Annotated in this window: 15 protein-coding genes and 1 pseudogene; 4 read left to right on the forward strand and 12 right to left on the reverse strand. The window is 62.5% G+C overall.

All coding sequences use genetic code 11. The features are described 5' to 3' along the window. Positions 1-100: 100 nt before the first annotated feature. From AB1286_RS04485 to AB1286_RS04540, 12 genes are all read right to left on the reverse strand, one after another. Positions 101-2041, reverse strand: a complete 1941-nt coding sequence (locus tag AB1286_RS04485; RefSeq protein ID WP_430362129.1) for a Kelch repeat-containing protein — start codon at positions 2039-2041, stop codon at positions 101-103. A gap of 412 nt (positions 2042-2453) precedes the next feature. After that, positions 2454-4286: a hypothetical protein gene (locus tag AB1286_RS04490; RefSeq protein WP_430362130.1), complete on the reverse strand. Its 1833-nt coding sequence runs from the start codon at positions 4284-4286 to the stop codon at positions 2454-2456. After that, a complete protein-coding gene (locus tag AB1286_RS04495) occupies positions 4283-6286 on the reverse strand; it encodes a hypothetical protein (RefSeq protein ID WP_430362131.1) in 2004 nt (667 codons plus the stop codon). The genes AB1286_RS04490 and AB1286_RS04495 overlap by 4 nt, the downstream gene beginning before the upstream one ends. 151 nt (positions 6287-6437) lie before the next feature. Further along, a complete protein-coding gene (locus AB1286_RS04500) occupies positions 6438-8000 on the reverse strand; it encodes a hypothetical protein (RefSeq protein WP_430362132.1) in 1563 nt (520 codons plus the stop codon). Between the two features lie 296 nt (positions 8001-8296). After that, the gene (locus tag AB1286_RS04505) at positions 8297-11584 is read right to left on the reverse strand and encodes an ATP-binding protein (protein ID WP_430362133.1); all 3288 of its coding nucleotides are present in this window, start codon (positions 11582-11584) and stop codon (positions 8297-8299) included. Further along, the gene (locus AB1286_RS04510) at positions 11572-12228 is read right to left on the reverse strand and encodes a response regulator (RefSeq protein ID WP_430362134.1); all 657 of its coding nucleotides are present in this window, start codon (positions 12226-12228) and stop codon (positions 11572-11574) included. The genes AB1286_RS04505 and AB1286_RS04510 overlap by 13 nt, the downstream gene beginning before the upstream one ends. Positions 12229-12490: 262 nt before the next feature. Further along, a complete protein-coding gene (locus tag AB1286_RS04515; protein ID WP_430362135.1) occupies positions 12491-13147 on the reverse strand; it encodes an HrpE/YscL family type III secretion apparatus protein in 657 nt (218 codons plus the stop codon). Then, a complete protein-coding gene (locus tag AB1286_RS04520) occupies positions 13144-13575 on the reverse strand; it encodes a hypothetical protein (RefSeq protein WP_430362136.1) in 432 nt (143 codons plus the stop codon). Before AB1286_RS04520 ends, AB1286_RS04515 begins: the two co-directional genes overlap by 4 nt. A gap of 184 nt (positions 13576-13759) precedes the next feature. Then, complete coding sequence (locus AB1286_RS04525) at positions 13760-14557, reverse strand: EscJ/YscJ/HrcJ family type III secretion inner membrane ring protein (RefSeq protein ID WP_430362137.1); 798 nt, start codon at positions 14555-14557, stop codon at positions 13760-13762. A 10-nt stretch (positions 14558-14567) separates the two neighbouring features. Next, the gene (locus AB1286_RS04530; protein WP_430362138.1) at positions 14568-14993 is read right to left on the reverse strand and encodes a hypothetical protein; all 426 of its coding nucleotides are present in this window, start codon (positions 14991-14993) and stop codon (positions 14568-14570) included. Further along, positions 14990-15190, reverse strand: a complete 201-nt coding sequence (locus AB1286_RS04535) for a hypothetical protein (RefSeq protein WP_430362139.1) — start codon at positions 15188-15190, stop codon at positions 14990-14992. The genes AB1286_RS04530 and AB1286_RS04535 overlap by 4 nt, the downstream gene beginning before the upstream one ends. Positions 15191-15253: 63 nt before the next feature. Beyond that, positions 15254-15580: a hypothetical protein gene (locus tag AB1286_RS04540; RefSeq protein ID WP_430362140.1), complete on the reverse strand. Its 327-nt coding sequence runs from the start codon at positions 15578-15580 to the stop codon at positions 15254-15256. Between the two features lie 257 nt (positions 15581-15837). On the opposite strand from AB1286_RS04540, the gene AB1286_RS04545 reads away from it, so the two are divergent. The 4 genes and pseudogenes from AB1286_RS04545 to AB1286_RS04560 form a co-directional block, all read left to right on the forward strand. Continuing rightward, complete coding sequence (locus tag AB1286_RS04545) at positions 15838-16395, forward strand: RNA polymerase sigma factor (protein ID WP_430362141.1); 558 nt, start codon at positions 15838-15840, stop codon at positions 16393-16395. A gap of 106 nt (positions 16396-16501) precedes the next feature. Continuing rightward, positions 16502-16708: a hypothetical protein gene (locus AB1286_RS04550; protein WP_430362142.1), complete on the forward strand. Its 207-nt coding sequence runs from the start codon at positions 16502-16504 to the stop codon at positions 16706-16708. Between the two features lie 5 nt (positions 16709-16713). Beyond that, positions 16714-18219, forward strand: coding sequence for a secretin N-terminal domain-containing protein (locus AB1286_RS04555; RefSeq protein ID WP_430364986.1), 1506 nt, complete (start codon positions 16714-16716; stop codon positions 18217-18219). A gap of 21 nt (positions 18220-18240) precedes the next feature. Next, positions 18241-18444: pseudogene (locus tag AB1286_RS04560) on the forward strand (FHA domain-containing protein); the annotation flags it as partial. Positions 18445-18541: the final 97 nt, after the last annotated feature.

Genomic DNA, 18541 nt, shown 5'->3' on the forward strand with positions numbered 1-18541 from the left:
AATTTCACATGAATCTCGCGCGGGTCTATGCGCTCGCCATGATATACGCGAGCAGACCATGCGCGCGAGGGCCGCACCGATGGCGCGGCGCCCGGCGAACTCAAGGCACGTAGAGCTCGGCCGTGTTCCAGTACTGTTGCGACGACACGTTGTCCCACCCGCCGACGACGAGTACCGTCCCATCCGCGAGCGTCGTCGCCGCGCCCCCGATACGGATCGAATTCATCGGCTTGATCGTAGCCGCGCTCGAATTGGCCGGGTTGGCCGGATCGAACGTATAGATCTCGGCCGTATCGGTGCCCAGTGTCCCCGTATCCACCCCGCCTCCGGCAATGAGCAGACTGTTGCCGTTCAACTGCGCCGACATCATATTGGTGCGCGGTGCAACGAGTCCCGGCACGCTGGTCCATGTCTGCGCGGCCGCATCGTATAGATCCACCGTATCCACCGGTCTGCGACTCGGCCCCATGCCGCCGAACACGAGCGCGGTGCTCGGCGACACCAACCACGCGGCGTATTGAGACCGCGCGCCGTTCGACATGTTGTCCGTGCTCCACGCGTTCCAGGGATTCGACAACGTTTGAGCGATCGACACGGCGGCCAGGCCTCGCGCCGTCCTGGCCGTTCCGGCCGGCACGACAATCCGATCGCCGTCTTGCATCGGCAGCGCGGTCGCAAACATAGTCGCCTGCCCGAGCGCGGGACCCTGGCTCCAACTGCCGTTCGCACCGCTCGACGGCGAATAGACGTCCGTCAAGTTCGTGATCACGATCGAATTCGATGTCGAGATATCTCCGCCGGTTACGACGACGTTTCCGTCGCTCGTGAGCGCGATGGCCCCTTCCGCGTGCGGACTGCTCATCGGCGGAGCCGGCTGCCAAGCTGCGTCCGGGTCGGTAGCCGCCGGGTCGAACGTATCGGCCGAGGCCAACGGCCCGTTCGCCCCCCGTCCGCCGACGACGAGCACTTTGCCGTTCGGCAGCAACGTGGCCAAGGGCGAGAAGCGCGGCGCGCTCATTTGGCCTGCCGGCGAGAAGCGGCCGGTATTCGGATCGTAGATCTCCGCGCTGGCGAGCGACGATTGGCTCGCGCTTCTGCCGCCCATGACCAACACACGCCCATCGGGCAGCGCAAGTTGCGCGAACGCATAGCGCTGGGTCGACATCGTGCCCGGCACCGGTGTCCAGGTGCCCGGCTCCACCACTCGGAACGTCACCTGCGTGGACGCCTTGCCGCCGGGTCCGATAGCCTCGATCGTATAGGTGCGGTCCGTACCGGTCGTCGCGAGCGGCGTGCCGGAAATATCGCCGGTCGCCGGATCGACGGTAAGCCCTGCCGGCAGCGGCTGCGCCGGTGCGTAGGTCTCCACCACGCCGCCGTCATGGTAGGCAGTATTGGCGAAGATCGGCCGCCCTTTAGCGTAGACAGCCCAGGCCCGTTGATAGTGAAACCCGGTAGGCGCCGGGGGCACAGGCGGAGGCGGCAGCGGCGGCACGACCGGCGGTTCGGACGGTTCCGGCACCACGGGCGGCTCGGGTAGCGGAGGCACGATGTTGCCCTGCACGGCGATCGTTAGATGCTCGATCGCCGTCGGCGCGTCGCTCTGCATACGGTTCGGCAAACCGAAGCCCGTCACCGTATAGTCTCGCGCATCGCTCGCTTCGATGGGCGTCCCGCTGATCGTCCCTTGTTCCGTCGAAAAATTCAGACCCGCCGGTAGCGCGGGATCGATGGTGTAGCGAACGACGACGCCGGTCGGATGCGGTCTATTGTCCGCGATGGGTTCGCGCACGTCGTAGACGGCCGAGGTTTCCGTGTAGTTCAAGGCGATCGGCGGTACGGGTTTGTCCGCGACGGTAATGCGCAAGATGGCTTGCACCGAACCGTCCAAGGCGGCGCCCGTCACGATGTAATCGGTCGCATCGCTAGTCGCCTGCGGCGTGCCGCTGACGACGCCGGTTACGGTGTCGAGCGACAACCCTACCGGCAAATCCGGAGAGACCGAATAGCTCGCGATCGCGCCGCCCGAATTGCGCGGCACGTTATCGGGAATCGGTTCTCCGACGACGTATGAAGGCGTACTGTCGCTGTACTGAAGATCCGAGGGCGGAACTGACCCTTGCAGTGCCGAGACGCTTGCACCCCCGCCGCCTGAGCCATGACACGCCGCCAATGACAGGCTACTTAGTAGTACTAATAAAAACAGAAACCGTCGAAGCATGGATTTACCCCTCTGTTGCCGCGTTGGACGCGCCGTGCCGCCCGGATCGACAAAGTCACCCGGGCGCAGTGCTAGGCGCATCGATACGCGACAACGCGCACCTGCGGCCTTTGCTAATCGCTTGTATGTTCGCGCAACAGCAGGCGGTGCCGGGAGCCGAAAATTCTGCATTTTTGAGATGCGCGGCTCCCGCCCGGGGCACAATGCCATTCGTCCGTCGGCGCGGAAGGCCTCATTCGCTCACGGCATCCTCGTCACTGCCGACACGGGACGGGTCGAATTGAAGGGCGATCCAATCGGACGGCCTGTCCGGGACCGTCGTCACGATGGGCAATGAAAAGACTCGTGAGAAGAGCGATGCGGGGGACCCGTCTTTAGATCGGCTAACGGTGTATTGCGCGACGAATTCGCCGGTTTGACCGGCCGGGCCGGTGCCGAATCCGGTCAAATCGTCTTCGTTTAAAACGAGGATGAAACCGGTGGTTAGGTCGGCGGCACCGACGTTGTACTTGACGATCGGAAACTCGACCTTCGGAAACTGCGTGCCTTGGTAGTACCCGGAAACGAACACGTTCAGCGTCACGCGCTGGCCGGCCTCGATACCCTGATACGGCGGCACGCGAATTTGCAATCCGCCCGAAATCGTCGAATCGTCGATGACCCTGACGCCGCCCTGCACCAGCGCGGGCGGCGGTAACGTTCCGCCCTGTGCCGGAGCGGGAATTCGGGCCCTGCCCTCGACTTTGAAATAGACCAAACGCGAGTCCTCGCCGTTACCGTACGAATCGCCGCGGACGCAGCCCGCAGCATTAAACGTGTCGCCCGATACGAAACGCCAACTCGGGATCTCGATCGGGTCGCCGTTCAGCGGCGAACCTTGTCGATAAACGATCGTCGCGATGTCCTCGTTGAGCCAGATCGCGACTTTGCTCGGCTGGCGGGCGCTGACGGGCAACGTGACCGGGACGGTGTCCGGATATTTGTCGAGATCGAGTACGTTGCCGACCAGCGGCAGTCCCAAGGAACCGTCGTCGCCGAGCCCCAAATCGACGGCCGTAAACACGACCTGGTTCTGAAACTCGGTGGAGTTGAGCGCCGGCGCGAACGTCATGATCGTCGTCTTGGCGTTGGCAAATAGGATCGTCGCCTGGCCGAAGTCGTTAGTGGAGGCGGGATAGCCCGCCTCATAGGACGGCGTGGACACCCACTCTAGCGGCTTGAGGGTGCCGAGCAACGTGCGTTCGCGCGCCAGGGTCGCGGCGTTCGGCTCCATCCGCCATGCGAACCGCAGCCCCCGAATCGGCCGGCTTTGCTCGTCCAAGATAGTCGTCGTCGAAACGATGAACTGATCGCTGCTCGGCTGGCTGGTCTGCAACAGCGGATGCGCGAACTTCTGCACGAAGCTCGAAGCTACGCGCGGCCGAACGCAGGCGTAGAGCGTCGACACATGGCGCGGGACCTCGCGCGGATCGTTGGGGTGCGGCGCGGCCCACCACGCGGAAACAGTCAAAAAATCGGGGAGCTTGGGGGATGCCCCCACCCGAATACGTTTCACCGCCACCCCGTCGTCGTCCGTGTAGGTGACCGAATCCGATTCGAGCCGAACCGAAGGATACTCGGCCGGCACCGACCATCCAACCGCTTGGTTGCGCATCGGCGTACCGTCGGCCGATACCAGTCGGACCTTGACGGGGTTATAGCCGACGTCCAATAGCAGCGGCGTGAACGGCAGGCGCTCGACGAACGTCAGCCCGGGCAATGCCGGCTCGTCTTGCGCCGAAATCGGAAACCACGGCGAGCTCGCGAGCATCGTATCGCCGCGGTACGGCGTAACCGATATCGAATAATCGAAACCGGACGAGAACGTATAAGGGAACCCGGCCACGCGGCTCGCTCCATCTTCCACATAAAACGAGCCGATCGACCTTTCGCCGATCCGCACGCCCTGCACCGAGAGTACGAAGCCGGTTGCGCGATCCTCGTCGGAGGTGATCCATCGGACCGTAATGAATCCCCGTGCGTCGTAACTCGCCTTCATCACCCTGCTAATCAACGGATCGCTCATTGCGTCACCTTGCCGGTACCCGGCGTTGCCGACGGGCGAAGCGCAGCTGCCCGCCAATTGTCGAAATCGACGCGCTCAAGTCCACCCAAGCGATACTCGGGCAGTCGCGTCGCAGCCTCGCGTTTCGTTTGTTCGAGCGCGCCTTGCTCGCGGTTGTCGCCAACGACGATCCCGTTGGCGTAGAACAGGGCCTCTTCACGCGCAATCGCCTCGCCGTCCGGGCGCTCGAGCGTCAGGTTGTAGACCGGGTAAGCCGTGCCGGTCACATGCTCGACGGCGAACGGCTGAGGGCGCGGCGCGCTTGCGCCAGGCGTCCACAACACATGCAAGGCCTCGGCCGGGTCCGCTGCGCGCGTCCTCAGCAAATCCTCAGCCTCGACGAGCCGCGGCCTGGATCCCGCCATCGATCGTCCCCCGTCGAGCGCGATCGGATGCGTCTCGGTCACATAGAGCGGCTCCTCGCCGGGTTGAGCGGTGGCGATCTTTACGAATCGCGTATCGGTGCCCGTGGTGACCCCTCGCACTTTCTCTGGCCCGTGCGGACTCGCGACGAGATCGCCGATCCGTACTTGCTCGATAGCCTTGCGGGTACCGTCGGCCATCGTGACCTGGGTGCCGCCCTTGAGACAACCAAGTTGGAACACGAGTTGAGGGACCTTTAGCTCGTTGAGCGTGCTCGCCGGCAGTCGACTCAGAAAGGCTGCGTACACCTCGTAGGCCGGCGCGCCCGCACGATCGAGCGTCTTCACGTGGATCTTGAGCAGGAAGTCCCACAGCGAATTGTTGGCGACCTGCTGCCAGCAGATGTTGCCGAGATCGGCGGGATCGCCCCTGCCGTTAGCGCTCTTGCTCGGCGGCGGCCAATTGAACGAGAGGGTCTTTCGATCGCCGCTGACGGAAAAGTGCGAGAGTAGCGTCTTGCCCTCGATCGGGATGACCGGGCACGCTCCCCCCGTCGCAGGAGGAATGACGGTCAACTCGCCGTAGATGTTCGGCTGGGCCGCATCGCTCGCGTCGAACAACGCGAGCGGATCGTTGTAGACGACGTTGCCGACGACATACACCTGCACGTGCGCGTCGTTGTTGTGCACGCCCGGCATCATCGGACCGTAATCGCAGGCGTTCGGGTACTCGGCCGTTTTATTCGCCCGGTTGATGCAGATGATGATCGGCCGATTGACATCGTTGCCGTACTGAACGCTCGGATCTTTGAGATCCATCGACTTAGGCATGCCATGCACAGGGCCGCTGAGCATGACGAGGCACGGCGAATACGTGTGCGCGGCGCTTCTATAGGAGAACGTGCCGAACACGTTGATGGGACCGCCTGAAGGGTTATTCCCCGGCTTTTTCTCGGTCTGGAAGATTTGCAGATGAGGGTCGAGGCACTGTCCGACCGTACAGCCGCCCGTCGCTTTGGTGAATCCCTCGTCGGTCCCACTCGAGAGCACCCTCTCCCATTTCGCGTCGTAGACGTCGATCATGTCGAGCACATAGGTCGCAGGATCGACCACGGTATCGAGCGCTCTCGCGCTCACGGTCTTGAAATCGGGTGTCGCATCGATATCGAGAATGTCGCGAAAGTCACCTACCTGAGCGGCCGGAACATTCGCGCCTTGCGTCGGCAATTGACAATCGCTCACGCGCACCGGCGAACCGCTCTTGCTTTCGCCTCGTTGCGTTTCGATCGCCCGGTCGAACTGCGCAAAAAGCGCCGGCCGGCTGCTGCGCGTAATACCGTGCATGCGCAATAGAGCGAAATAGGCCAGCCGCTGCTCGGAATCGGTCAAATCGATAGGCGCGCGTCCCGACGGTCCCGCCTTCTTTCGCAACTGCTCGAAGGCCGCACGCTCTTGCGCAGTCATCTGCGCGGTAACGTGCTCCGCCGGGGCCCGGGCTCTCGTTTGCGAACTCGCGCCCTGCTGGGCTTGGGCGAGCGCCGATTGAACCATGCCTACCGCGAAGAGCATCCAAACCGCGATCATCCATCTGCGAATCATCGTGCCTCCAGAGGAGCTCGAACAGCATGTGGCGAACCGGCGGTGAGCACCGCCGGCGCGGATCCGTCCCGGCCTTTTTGCGGCTCGCGGCCTATGGGCGCCACGGCCATGGCGCGACGCTTACGAGGGTCGCGCCATCAAACACCGTGGGTCATATCGACGTCACGAGCGGCCAGCCCGCTTGAGCGTATTGCGAATACCTGCGCAGCGAAGCGAGTTTTTCTTCTTCGATTCCGTCCGGGCCGGCGCTTTCTTTCAAACGCTGATAAAGGATGGGGTCGACGATGAAGTAATCCATCATCAGGTTGCTCGGCCGCCCTCGTGCGTTGCTCGAGAACCCCCAGAGCGCGGTCGCTTCGACTTCGAGCGCCACGACACCCGCCTCGGTGGTGAAGGTCGCCGTGGTCAACGTCTGCTTATCGATCTCGACGGAATTGACCGAATCGTAGCCATTGGCATAGAGCGACAGATAACCTCTCCAGCCCACGGGAACCTTGGATCCGGAAAAATCGATGACGACCGTGAGCTTGTTTTTCCAGATCACGGACAGGTTCACCGTGGTCACGCGCGGAAGCAACGGCATCGGTGCGTTTCTATCCGTAATCGTCGGATCGGGCTCATTGGAGATGCGATTGATATTTTTTATATTGAACTGATTTGCCACACTGAGAATTTGATTGGCGGCCGACGATTCCGACTCCACCAAATAACTCAACTGTGCTTGATCGCCCGGCTCGGTACCGTCGATCGTCTTTTGCTTGAAGGCGATCTTCGGCAATTCGTAGCCCGCGGTGACGAGTTCGTGCATCGTCAACTCATAGGGGCTCACCGGCCTGCCGTTCACGAGCACGACGACGGCGGCTGCCGGCGAAACGCCATTCGGCACCGAGCCGAGTTCGACGTGCGTGGTGGCGAGCCCGGCAAGATCCAACGTCGAACCGAATGTCGTGCGCAAGGGCGGCAAGTCCCCGATATAAACGTACGGATCGACTGTCACGAGTTTGAAGCGGCGCTCCTGCCCCGAGTTCGGAACCGTGACGGTCAAGGGAAAGATGCCCACGCCTCGACTTGCGATTCTGCCGTCTATCGTGCCGAAATGAGGTGCGGTCATCGGGTTGAACGGACTCGTCACATACTCGGCGAACGTCGTCGGATCGCCTTGTCGGCCCGTCTGGGTAACATCCGCTCCATCGGCTGCAAAAAACGACACGTTCCCTCGGTCGGAGCTCACGCGCACCTTGATGCCGCCCACGCGCGCCGGCTCGCCGCTCCAACTCGAATACCGTACTTCCATACTGCCGTTCTCGGTGATACGCCCGCCGCGAACCGCGAAATCGTCGTCGGAGACGACGGTGGGAACGCCGACGCTTCGAATACCGAACACATAGTCCACGGAGGCATCGCGCACCTGAACGTTATGTTCGTCGATGACGTTCAATCTAACAGGCACATCCGGCCGCGGATCTTTCGGACCGTCTTGATAGATGAGCGAGAACTGTCCTCGTCCCTCTTGATCGAGCGTCACGCTCGCAAAGTCTTCGTGATCGATACGAAGCTTTGGATCGCGCACTTGAGGAATGACAAATACCGTCGAGTTTTTAAATTCCGGCACCCGCATTTTGCATATGTACTCGCGCCTCACGAATAGAAAACTCGCCTCCGGAGGATCGAATTCTGGCATTTCGTCGTCGGACTCTGCAATAGTGGAATTCATGCATCCCTCTTGAATGGTCAAGCGATAAAAGACAGTTAGTCAACCTAGGGCAAGATCTCAATATGACAGCGACCTCACGTTCATCCTAGTAAACAAACATGAACTTATTTTTGATAAGCAAGCGATTAAATGAAAACCCCATAGATAGCGCGCTTCAACAAAAAAATACTAAGCCGACTTTTTTCACCGTTCAAGAAATTGGAAGCAATAGCGCCGCGCTTTTCCCTCTACGCTTGCGCCGATCCCAAGATGCAGCACGCAAATGATTTTGCGCACGCGACTGCGCATAACGCGCGTTACGTCTCACTTATCGGGTTGACGTCGCTGCTCGGGCGCGCCCCAGTGTCGGTTGCGTACGAAGCTTGTAGCGCCCGCTCGATTGCGCGGCGCAGCGCAAGCAACGGCGCATCGGTAACACCGCCCTCCTCCAACGCACGTTGAAGGCCGGCCGCCGCTTGCGCCGTCGGCGCAAGACCGAACCATGCAGCCGTACCCGCGATGGCATGTGCAAGCTCGCGCATCTCATCGCGATCGGTGTTCGACGACAGCGTGCTCAAGGCGGCCAGATCGGCGGTCAGCGTGCGCAGCAGCTCGGGCCGGAGTTCGTCGTGAGACGTAGTCGAGGCGATCGTTTGAGCGTCGACATCAAGGCGGTGGCGCGCCAACAAGTCGCGCAGCTGCCCGAGCGAAAGCGGCTTGATGCACAGTTCGTCGGCGCCGGCTCGCATACAGGCGATACGCTGCTGCGGTGTCGCATCGGCCGTCAGCGCGATGAGTACGGTCCGGTGCACGCGTCCCGATTCGCGCTGCCGAATGCGCGCGATCAACTCGGCACCACCCAAGATCGGCATAGCACAGTCGGTGATGACCATCGCGTAGTCGTTCCTCTCGCATGCACTCAATGCCTGCACGCCGTTCTCGGCGAGATCGCAATCGAGCACGTGCAATCGTGCGAGTTGGCGCTTGAGCACTTCCCGATTGATGAGGCGATCCTCGACGAGCAAAATGCGCGGACCGCGACCCGCGTTATTCCGGTCCCCGTCCGCAGCAACTGGGCGAGGACCCGGCGCAAGCGGAGGTGGACACAGGATGCTGGGATCGATCGGCAGGCTCAACGTCACAGCGAACGTCGAGCCCACCCCCAACTCGCTTTCGAGCGCGATGGTGCCGCCCATCCGCTCGATCAAACGCTTGCATATCGCAAGGCCCAGACCCGTTCCACCATAACCGCTTCCGAGCGTGGCACGCGCCTGAGCAAACGGCGCGAACAATCGACCCTGATCGTCGGGGCCGATGCCGATACCGGTGTCGACGACGCGAATCGATATCGTCTGCCGGTCGTCGGATTCGCCGAGGACATCGACGAACAACGACACCCCGCCATGCGCTGTAAACTTCGCAGCATTGCCCAGCAAATTGAGCAGCACCTGGCCCAGCCTGCGCGCGTCACCGAGATGACGTGCGGCGCAAGCAGGCGAGATGTCGAGGCGCATCGTCAAGCCCTTGCGCTCGAGCTGCGGCGTAACGAGGCCGACGGCGTACCGCGCGATCTCCTCCAAGCTCATCGACGCGTACTCGAGCGACAGCTCGCCGTGCTCGCTTTTCGCGAAGTCGAGGATATCGTTGAGAATCAAGAGCAACGACTCCCCGGCATTGCCGGCCATGCCGATAAGCTCGCGATCGTCGGGGGGCAAACCGTCGTGATCGAGCAACTGCAAGATGCCGACGATCCCGCTCATTGGAAGTCGAATTTCATGGCTGACGGTGGCGATCAACAATTCGCGCGCGCGCGCCTGCTCCTCGGCGTCTTGCTTCGCCGCCATCAACGCTGCCTGCGCCTCTTTCGGCTGCGTGATGTCGTGTAGATATCCACTCCACTGCGTACCGCCGTCGTCGCACGTCCTCGGGACCGCTTCCACATGGAACCAGGCTTGCCCGGCATCGCGCCGCAGCAGCATGAATTCGGTTCGCACCGGCTCCTTGGTGATGGCCGAGCGTAGAAATAGCCGTACTAGACGATGCTGCGAAGCGGCGTCGAGCGCGCGCACGAACGCATCGAATACGCCCGTCGTTTCCCCGTCCTGGGCTTCGCCGACGAGTTCGTCCGCGCGCCGGTTCGCGAAGACAAGCGCGAAATTCGGGCGCCGTTCGCGCAGAAAGGACAGTTGGAAGACGACCGACGGCAAGGTCTGGGTCAGCTCGACGAGACGCCGTTTCAACTCGAGTTCACGGCGCTCGGTCCGCCGCAAATCGGAGACGTCGACGAAGGCATACAGCATGGCAGGCCGGTCATCGTCGATCGTGCACGGGCGAGCCCAATACACCGCCTCGTGCATTTGCCCGTCGGGGCCACGATAGCGAAGCTCGCCTTGCGCCGGCTGTCCGGTGCCGACGCTCGTGCGCGCCATGACCGTGAGCGCGTCGGGATCTCGGTGCGTTTCGCGTAGCAGTATCTCGGCGCCTACACCGACGGCCTCCTCGTAGGCGGGATTGACCGCAATGAATCGCTCTTGCGCGTCCTTGACGCACACCGGGATAGGCACCGTGTTCATGAGCAGCGTCGTAAAGCGCGTCTCGGAAACGAGCTCGCGTTCAGTCCGGCGCCGCTCGCGCACCTCTTCGCGCAGCCGGGTCAGGTTGAACCATAGAACCGCCAGAAACAGCATCGTCAGCGTGCCGACCGGCGCCAGAATCAGCCATAAGGTGCGCGGAGCCACGCCGAAGGTAAAGCGCGTCGACAGCCATGTATTTTGAATGTATTCGCGCTCCGTCTCCGGTACCGCAGTTAAGACGCGGTCGATGAGCGGCAACAACGGCGCGAACCGCGGCGCAACACCGAACGACAGCTCTTGGATTTGATCGGCCGGTGCGGCGACCCGCAAGATCCCGGCATAGCGTCCACGCACGATCCGATCGACGACGCCGAGGTTGCCGATATAGCCAAACGCTCGCCCTTGCGCTACGGCCTTTAGTCCCTCCTCGGCGGATCCCACGGTCACCGCACGCAATCTCGGCAAGCCCGCAAATCGCACGCGAACCGTCTGGACATCGCCCACAACGGCCACCTCGGCACCTTCGAGATCGTCTAGCCCGGCAATGAACGGCGCGGTCTCACGCGTAACGATGACGAGGGGATAGCGCACATAGGGCATGGATAGTCCGAAGCCGGGCGCCAGTCCATCGAACGCAGACGCCGCAATAACGATATCGATCTTTCCCGCGTTGGCGAGCCGGACGGTTTCCGCCCACGAGCGAGTAGGCACGACATCGATACGAAGATGTAGCGTGTTGCGAAGAAAGGCGAGATAGTCGGCCGAGATGCCGTCGATATGCCCTTGCGCATCGACGAACGCCATAGGCGACCATAGCGGGTCGACGCCGACCCGCAGTGGAGGTAGCGAGTCGAGATACGTTTTTTCGGCGTGCGAGAGCGGAATCCTAGATCGCCACGATGCGGTTGGCGGCGCGCTGCTGGCCGATTGTCGCGAACAGCCGTACAGCGCACCCGCGAGCAGCAACCACATCAAGAACAGACGCCCGATGCAGCCCACGCTCGGACGCATTGCGATTTTCAAAATGGGCAACTATCGATCGCTAGCCAGTACTCGAGCAATTCCTGGCTAGTCGAAAGCCCGAGCTTATGTTGCGCCCGCATTTTATGCGCGCTGACCGTTTTGACGCTTCGATTGAGCCGCTGAGCGATTTGTCCGGCCGTCAGCTTCTCGTGAGCAAACAGACGCACGACATCGAGTTCGGCTGCCGTCAACGTCGCTTCCTTTCCGATACGCGTTCCGACGAGACTCATATTCGCCAACAGGGCTTCTATACCGGGGCTAACGTATGGTCGGCCTTGCCCCGCCGCGACGAGCGCACTATGCAATTCGTTGATTCCACCCGCTTTCTCGACGATCGCGCTGACGTTTTTCGCGAGCAGTTTATTCAGGATGGCTGCATTGCGCATCGCGGTGACGACGACAATGGGTGTGCCGGGACGAATGCGCTGCAAGCGGTCGATCAAGGGAATACCGTCTCGCGTGAGCGTGCCGGGCATCGACAAATCCGTGACGATGGCATCGAACTCCCGCTCCTTGACGAGCGAGATCAACTCGTCGGAGTTCGACGCTTCCGCGGCGACTTGCGCTATATGACCGGTCTCGATAGCGAGACGAATACCGTATCGGACAATCCCGTGATCTTCCGCCAATATGATCTGCAATGGTGTGTTCACGATGCTTCCATCATCAATCGTCCACCGTGACAGGTTACGTCTCGCACGCCAGACATTTGTGCGCACCGCTTCGCGACAATCTCGAGGCAGGCAACGCGTTTTCGGCATGCATCGAGAAATTGTAGCCACGCTAGACCAAGATGGAATTGTAGGGACGCCGTCCAGCTCCACTCATGAGAAACTTCTCGAATATTGGAACTGGCGCAAGACGTTTCCCATTAATTCAGCATTCGATTAACCTGTCTTCCCCGCTTTCATTTTTTTATTCATTCATGCCTGGGTGCGCCTGGGCATCGTCGGCGGGTTGTCCGTTCGTGAGCAGGGCCGCGCTAAGCGACGCAAAAAGCGCATCGAACGCGATTTCCCAATGTCCGTGTTCCGTTGCGAGACGGCATTGGCCGGGTTGCAACGTGTCGTCGATTTGAACCGGCCACGGATAACGCCCCCCCACAGCCCGGTAGATCGATTCGTCGGCCGCGCATAAGCAAAGGCTTGCAGCGGGCATCGGTCCGGCTGCCTCGTTTAATCGATCGCACACGATCCGCAATCGCTGCGCTGCCGGCAGTTCGGCGCCAATCCGCGTCAGCGCACCGGCGAGCACCTGATCGAGCGTCGCCTCGAAGTCGTCGATCAACGCGCGCCGTGCAAGCCGGTAAGCGTCTTCGAGCGCCGCCGCCCGTTCCACGAATGAGCGATCGGCGTCGCGTTCGAGCGCCAGGCGCCTCGCGGCCGACCTCGCAGTGCGCACTTTCTCGATTCGACGGCTATCCTTGACGATCGAGAACGCCGTGCGCCGCGCGCGGCTGATGACCGCTTCGATATCGCGCCATCGCGCGATGTCCTTCGCTCGGTGGACGGGAAAATCCGCTCTGTCGATCTGCTCGCCGCCGACTAGGATCCGGCGGGCGGTAAAGCTCATGGTTCACCTCGCGACAACGATTCGGCGGCGGCCTGCCGCACGACCGCCCCGCCGATCGTAAGACATCGACCCACATCGACCCGCTCGATCGCGACGGCGCGTGTGTGCGATAGAAAACGCGCAGGATCGGGATCGTCCGACGGTCTCGGCGGCACGAGCATCGCAACGCGCGACTCCACGAGCGGCCAATCTTGCCGCGCCATGAGACTCAACACATGGACGCCTTGCTCGCTGGCGTCGAACGGATTTTGCGTGCCTGCAACGGCGGTCGAGTCGATGCAATTGACCTCACGGTATTTCAACGCGAGCGCCAACCATCGATCAACCGGTGCTCGGCACAACAGCGCGCTTGACACGCCGGCACGGAGCAAAGCGATATGGCCAAGTGCTGCTGCCACACCTTGCAGTATGGGAGGCGGGGCTTGCATGATGGTCAACCATCTCGAATCGGCGGGTGGCCGCCACTCCCGAGCCAAGCCGAAGGACGACCCCCAAGCGCTGTACAGGAGTCTCGCTTCATGGCAATCGAGCTCGCGCGCCGGCCCACCGTATAGACTGCGCCAAGCCGGCGCCGCCCAACGCCACGACTCAGTCCAGAACAACGGAGGGCGGTTACCCGCTTCTGGCGACATCGTCCGCACTCCCGTCGACCGTGCGGCGCCGCAAGCGCCGGAGCCCTCGATCAAGAAAAAAACCGACGGCCATCGAACCGGCGACCAGCAACGCTAGTTGCAACGCCGTACGGACGCTTGACCTCGCCGACCCTACCGGCGCCGTGGGATGGGCAATCACGACGCGTTGCTCGGGCACCAGCATAACGGTGACGTGCCGATCGTCTTCGGCGGCCAGCCCCGGAACCCCGTTCTTGACGAGCCGCGCCATACCCGGCACGAGCGGCGACAAGTCGACGTCGGCACTGTGCTTGACGAGCACGGAGGCGGACGCGGAAGCGAGCGACGCCCCGGGCGCCGGACGCTCGGGCGGCACGACACTCACGCGGGCCGCAATGACGCCGTCGATCTCCATGAGCGTCGACTCCAACTCGCGCTCGATCGCGTGAATGTGGCGAGCGCGCTCCTCCAATTGAGTGGGCGCGATCCCGCGCTTACCGAGCGCTTCGTCGACACTCGGCCGAGCGCTTCGTAACAAACCGGCTTCACGCAGCGCGCGCATGGCACGCGGAAAGTCCGCACTCTCCACTGAAAGCATCACACCGGATTTCTCCGGCTTACGATCGACGAGGATTCCATGACTGGCCAACGCTGCTGCAATTTCGCTCGCCCGGCGCGCATCGGGCGCTAGCTGTAACTCGACACGCTTTTCGCAGCCGGACAGCGCGACGACGACGGCGAGCACCGGCAACCCGGCGCTGACGGCACGACGCACCGCGCCTCTCACCTCGATTTTCATGCCGGCATGTTCACGTCGCCGTCACCAATTGACGTAGCGCACCGGCCGTCAGACCGACGAGCTTCGCGCCCCACATGACGCCCATATTGTAGGAAGCTGTCGCACGAGCCTGGCGATGCATCGATATCGCCAACTCGGGCGTATCGATGCCCGAGGCCCAGGCTCCAGCCATTTGCGCCGATAACGTCTGAGCCTCCACACGGTGGCGCCCGAGCGTATCGAGCTGCCGCGCGAGTGCCCCGAGCGCGGGCCCGCCCATGTTGGACGGCGCCTTAAGCGTTTCCGCCCCCAGGGGCGCCGGAAACACATTCGTCAAATCGACGGTGGCCATTGCCGCCGCAAACGAGCCACGATCGAATCCTGCCGGCGATTCGGGCAACCCCTTGTTTAAAGACGCCACGCTCGCCGCGCCGACCGCCCAAGCCACGCCGTTCATGGGCGCAACTGCTGCCCGATACCGCGCAGCGCATTGATGAGTTCCGTCTTCGCTCGACCGTCGATATGCGCCAATGCCGACTCGGCATCCACTCGCCGCTTTTCGAGCGCAAATGAAATGCCGGTTTGAGCGGCCCATTGCGCCGCCCGCTGCTGGCTCGCCGCATGCGCGACATAGCCTCCCAAAACTTCATTCATGGTTTTGCCTCTGGACGCGAGTGCGGCACGTGCGCGCCGCACTCTCCCATCTAATTCAACACGTTAAAAGTGAATGCCTTGTGCTGCCTTGATACTCGCGTTTTGCACCTTCGCTCCAGAATCGAGATGGCCGCTTGCGATGCTGTTGGCCGTGTCGGCCATCATCTTTTGGATGTTGGCCTCGGTCTGCATTTCCATCGCCCTCAACTGCGCCGCTTCCTGTCGTTTCAGGACACGCTCCATCTGATTCACACCGACGCCGCTCGGTGAGCCCGCCGCACCCGATGCTGCCTCGCCGGACGACCCGGAAAATGCCGAGACGACCGAGGTGGCAAGCGTTGCAAGCGCACCCACCGCGTTAATTGCGGGAACTATGGCTGCTATGGTCATGATTGCGACTCCTTCGCTGACGTTCGAACTTCCGATCTTCCGAAAGGCGAGACGTCGCCCGCCGGAATTGGGAGCTTAGTAACGACGATCGCGAGCCGGTTCCATCCAGGGCGAAGTCGCGTTGTTATCGGTCACGCGAAAAAGGGGGAGGCATACCGAGGGTTATGTCGTCCTATTTTCGAGCCCATCAGACTCGAAAGCACCACGTTGCCGGAATCATGCGGGAATCGTTACGGCATGAGTCACTCGATCCCAAGATGAGCTCGACGCACTTGAATCCGCCCTCTTCGCCCGCCGCGGCGGATCAGTCCGTCCAGTTCGACGACTGGTATCGCGCACACGGTCGCGCGATATATCGATTCATCGCACGCCGCGTACGCAGCGCCGAAGACGCCGCCGACATCCTGCAATCGACCTACCTAGGGGCGTGGGAAAACCGCGCGTCGTACCGCGGCACCGCACAGCCGAAGACATGGCTGACTGCGATCGCGCTCAACGTCGTGCGCAACCATGTGAGTCGCGCATCCGATTACCGCTTCGTCATCGAATCGCTCGACGATCACGAGCACGAACTGCTCGACACGCGAGCCCCCGAGCGTTGCGTCTCCGTCCGGCAAACGTTCTCGCGCTTCCTCGAGTTCGCGCAGTCCCTATCGCCGGAACAGCAGCGCATGCTCGAGTTGCTGTTCGTCGAGAACGTGAGCTATGTCGAGGTGGCGGCCGCGCTCGGTATTCCGGTGGGTACCGTTCGCTCCCGGCTATCGCGCTTGCGTTCGAAGTTGGAGAGGCACTTCGAGCACGCGGGCGCGCTATGACCGATCGGATGCGTACGGTCGCGCCCTCATGGGCGTCGCCCACGGGCGTCGTCGAATGGCCACGCCCATGCTTTGGTCCCTTGTTCGTTCACTCGCCAATCCCCGAATGACCCTCGAACCCAATGAAATCCAATTGCGCAATGCGCTTCGTCACGCCGATCAAGTACGGCGCAAGATGTCGCCCGACCGTCCCGCCGAATGGCAAACGTACGTCGAGGCGCTGCGTGGCGTGTCCTTGGCCAATTGGAGCGCCACCACAGACCTTCAGATGAAGTTCGCATTGTTGCGTACGGTCATCAACGAGATTCGGTGATCGGTATGTTCGCGCGCGTTTGCTTGCGCCTGCCGTTGCTCGCCGCACTGGTACTTCTTACGGCATCGGGCAGCGCCCTGGCCGGCGCCGAGGTGAGCGCAAGCCTCGCAGCACCGTATGCAGTCGAAGCATCTCAGCAAACCATCGTGACGGTGCTCGAGCGCTTCGCGGCCGATCACGGATTGACGATCCGTATTGCCGCGGATACGAAAATGAGCGGCGATTGGAAAACGGCCAAGCTCGACGGATGGATGCGTGCGCCCACGGGGCGGGCGTTTCTCGAGCAACTGTCTCACGCCCATCATTTTTCTTGGTTCGTGGCCGAACGCACGCTCTATCTGAGTGCGGCGAACGACGCCGCCGTGCAACGCGTCGAGCTGGGCGGCATGCCCGCCGACCGCGCGCGCGCCGCCCTCGAGGAAGTCGGCATCTATGACGCCCGCTTCGGATGGGGCGAACTGTCGGGCCAAGACGCCGTGCTCGTCGGCGGCCCAAGCGCCTATCGGGCAATCGTTCGTCGTTTCATGACGAACCAGGCGCGCACGGGCGAGCCGTCAGCAGAGCAGGAGCCGATGATTTTCCCGCTACGTTTCGCTCGAGCCGTCGACGCCGCACCCACCCATACCGGAGCCGCGGTTGGCGCTGGCGCCGCCACGCTGCTGCGGCAACTGCTTGCGCCCGAGCCCCCGGCCGCGCAGCCCAGGTTCGCCCTCCCAGCGCAAACCGATCTTCCTCCGTTGCCGAACGCGCCGTCGCCCGTTTCCCCCATCGGGGCTTGGACAGGATTCGCCGCCGCCATGCCCTCCTCTCCTTTGCCGGCTTCTCTCACGCACACATCGAGAGGGGCCTTATCCGACGCGGCCGAAATAAGGATCGTCGCCGACGAAGGAACAAACTCGGTCATCGTCTGGGCCGATCGTCGGTGGCGTAGCCGAATCGCGCAAATCATCGATGCCCTCGATCGACCTTCGTCGCTCGTCTCGATGGACGTCTTCGTCATCGAGACGGACCTCGCGACCGTCGCCGCGCTCGATGCGGCGAGCCACGGAGGGCGCGAAGCGGCGGCACCGAGCTTCGACGAAGCGATCGCCACGGCACTGGCGGACCGCCGAGCGCGCCTGCTCAATCGCCAAACGCTCGTCGGCCGGTTCAACTCGCACAGCACACTCGCGATCGGCGGCGAAGCATCGCAAACGGCCACCGCACCCGATCAAGCCGTGAGCGAGCAGCGCAACGGCCGGAGCGGCAATGACGGCGATCGTCTCGACCTCGCGGCGCGCCTCGTGCCGTCGATAGGGGCGGCCGCACCCGCCGTCGTCGTCGATATCGATCTGCTCATGGCGCAGCCCACGGGGCTACCGGGGCAAACATGGGCAAATACGAGTAGCGTGAAGTTGGATACCGCGGTCACGCTAGAAAGCGGAGCGCCGCCGCGCTTGGTGGCGAGCTATCCCGTTGCCTCGGCACGCGCCGAACAACGTGCTATTTTCATTGGTGCGAAGGCGTTATGAGCGGGAACACGCGGCTCCGCCATGCTTGAACTTCGCGTCCTAACCGGTCTTCACCGCGGGGCCGCCCTTCCGCTCGAAGGCGACACGATCCGTATCGGCAGCGCAGCCGAGAACGATATCGTGCTGCTCGATCCGGGCATGCCGGCACTAGCATGCGCGATCTATCGCCCGCGAAGTTCAAGTTGGCTATACCGCATCTATAGCGCCGCTTGCTCGGACGACGAAGCGACGGCGAACGGAACCCCGCTCACTGCCGGCGCGCGTTGGTTCGCAGGGCCGGTTCTCATCGGATGCGAAAGCGAAGGCTCGCCTTGGCCCGCCG

The organism is Trinickia sp. NRRL B-1857 (assembly GCF_050470685.1).
Classification (GTDB): Bacteria; Pseudomonadota; Gammaproteobacteria; order Burkholderiales; family Burkholderiaceae; genus Trinickia.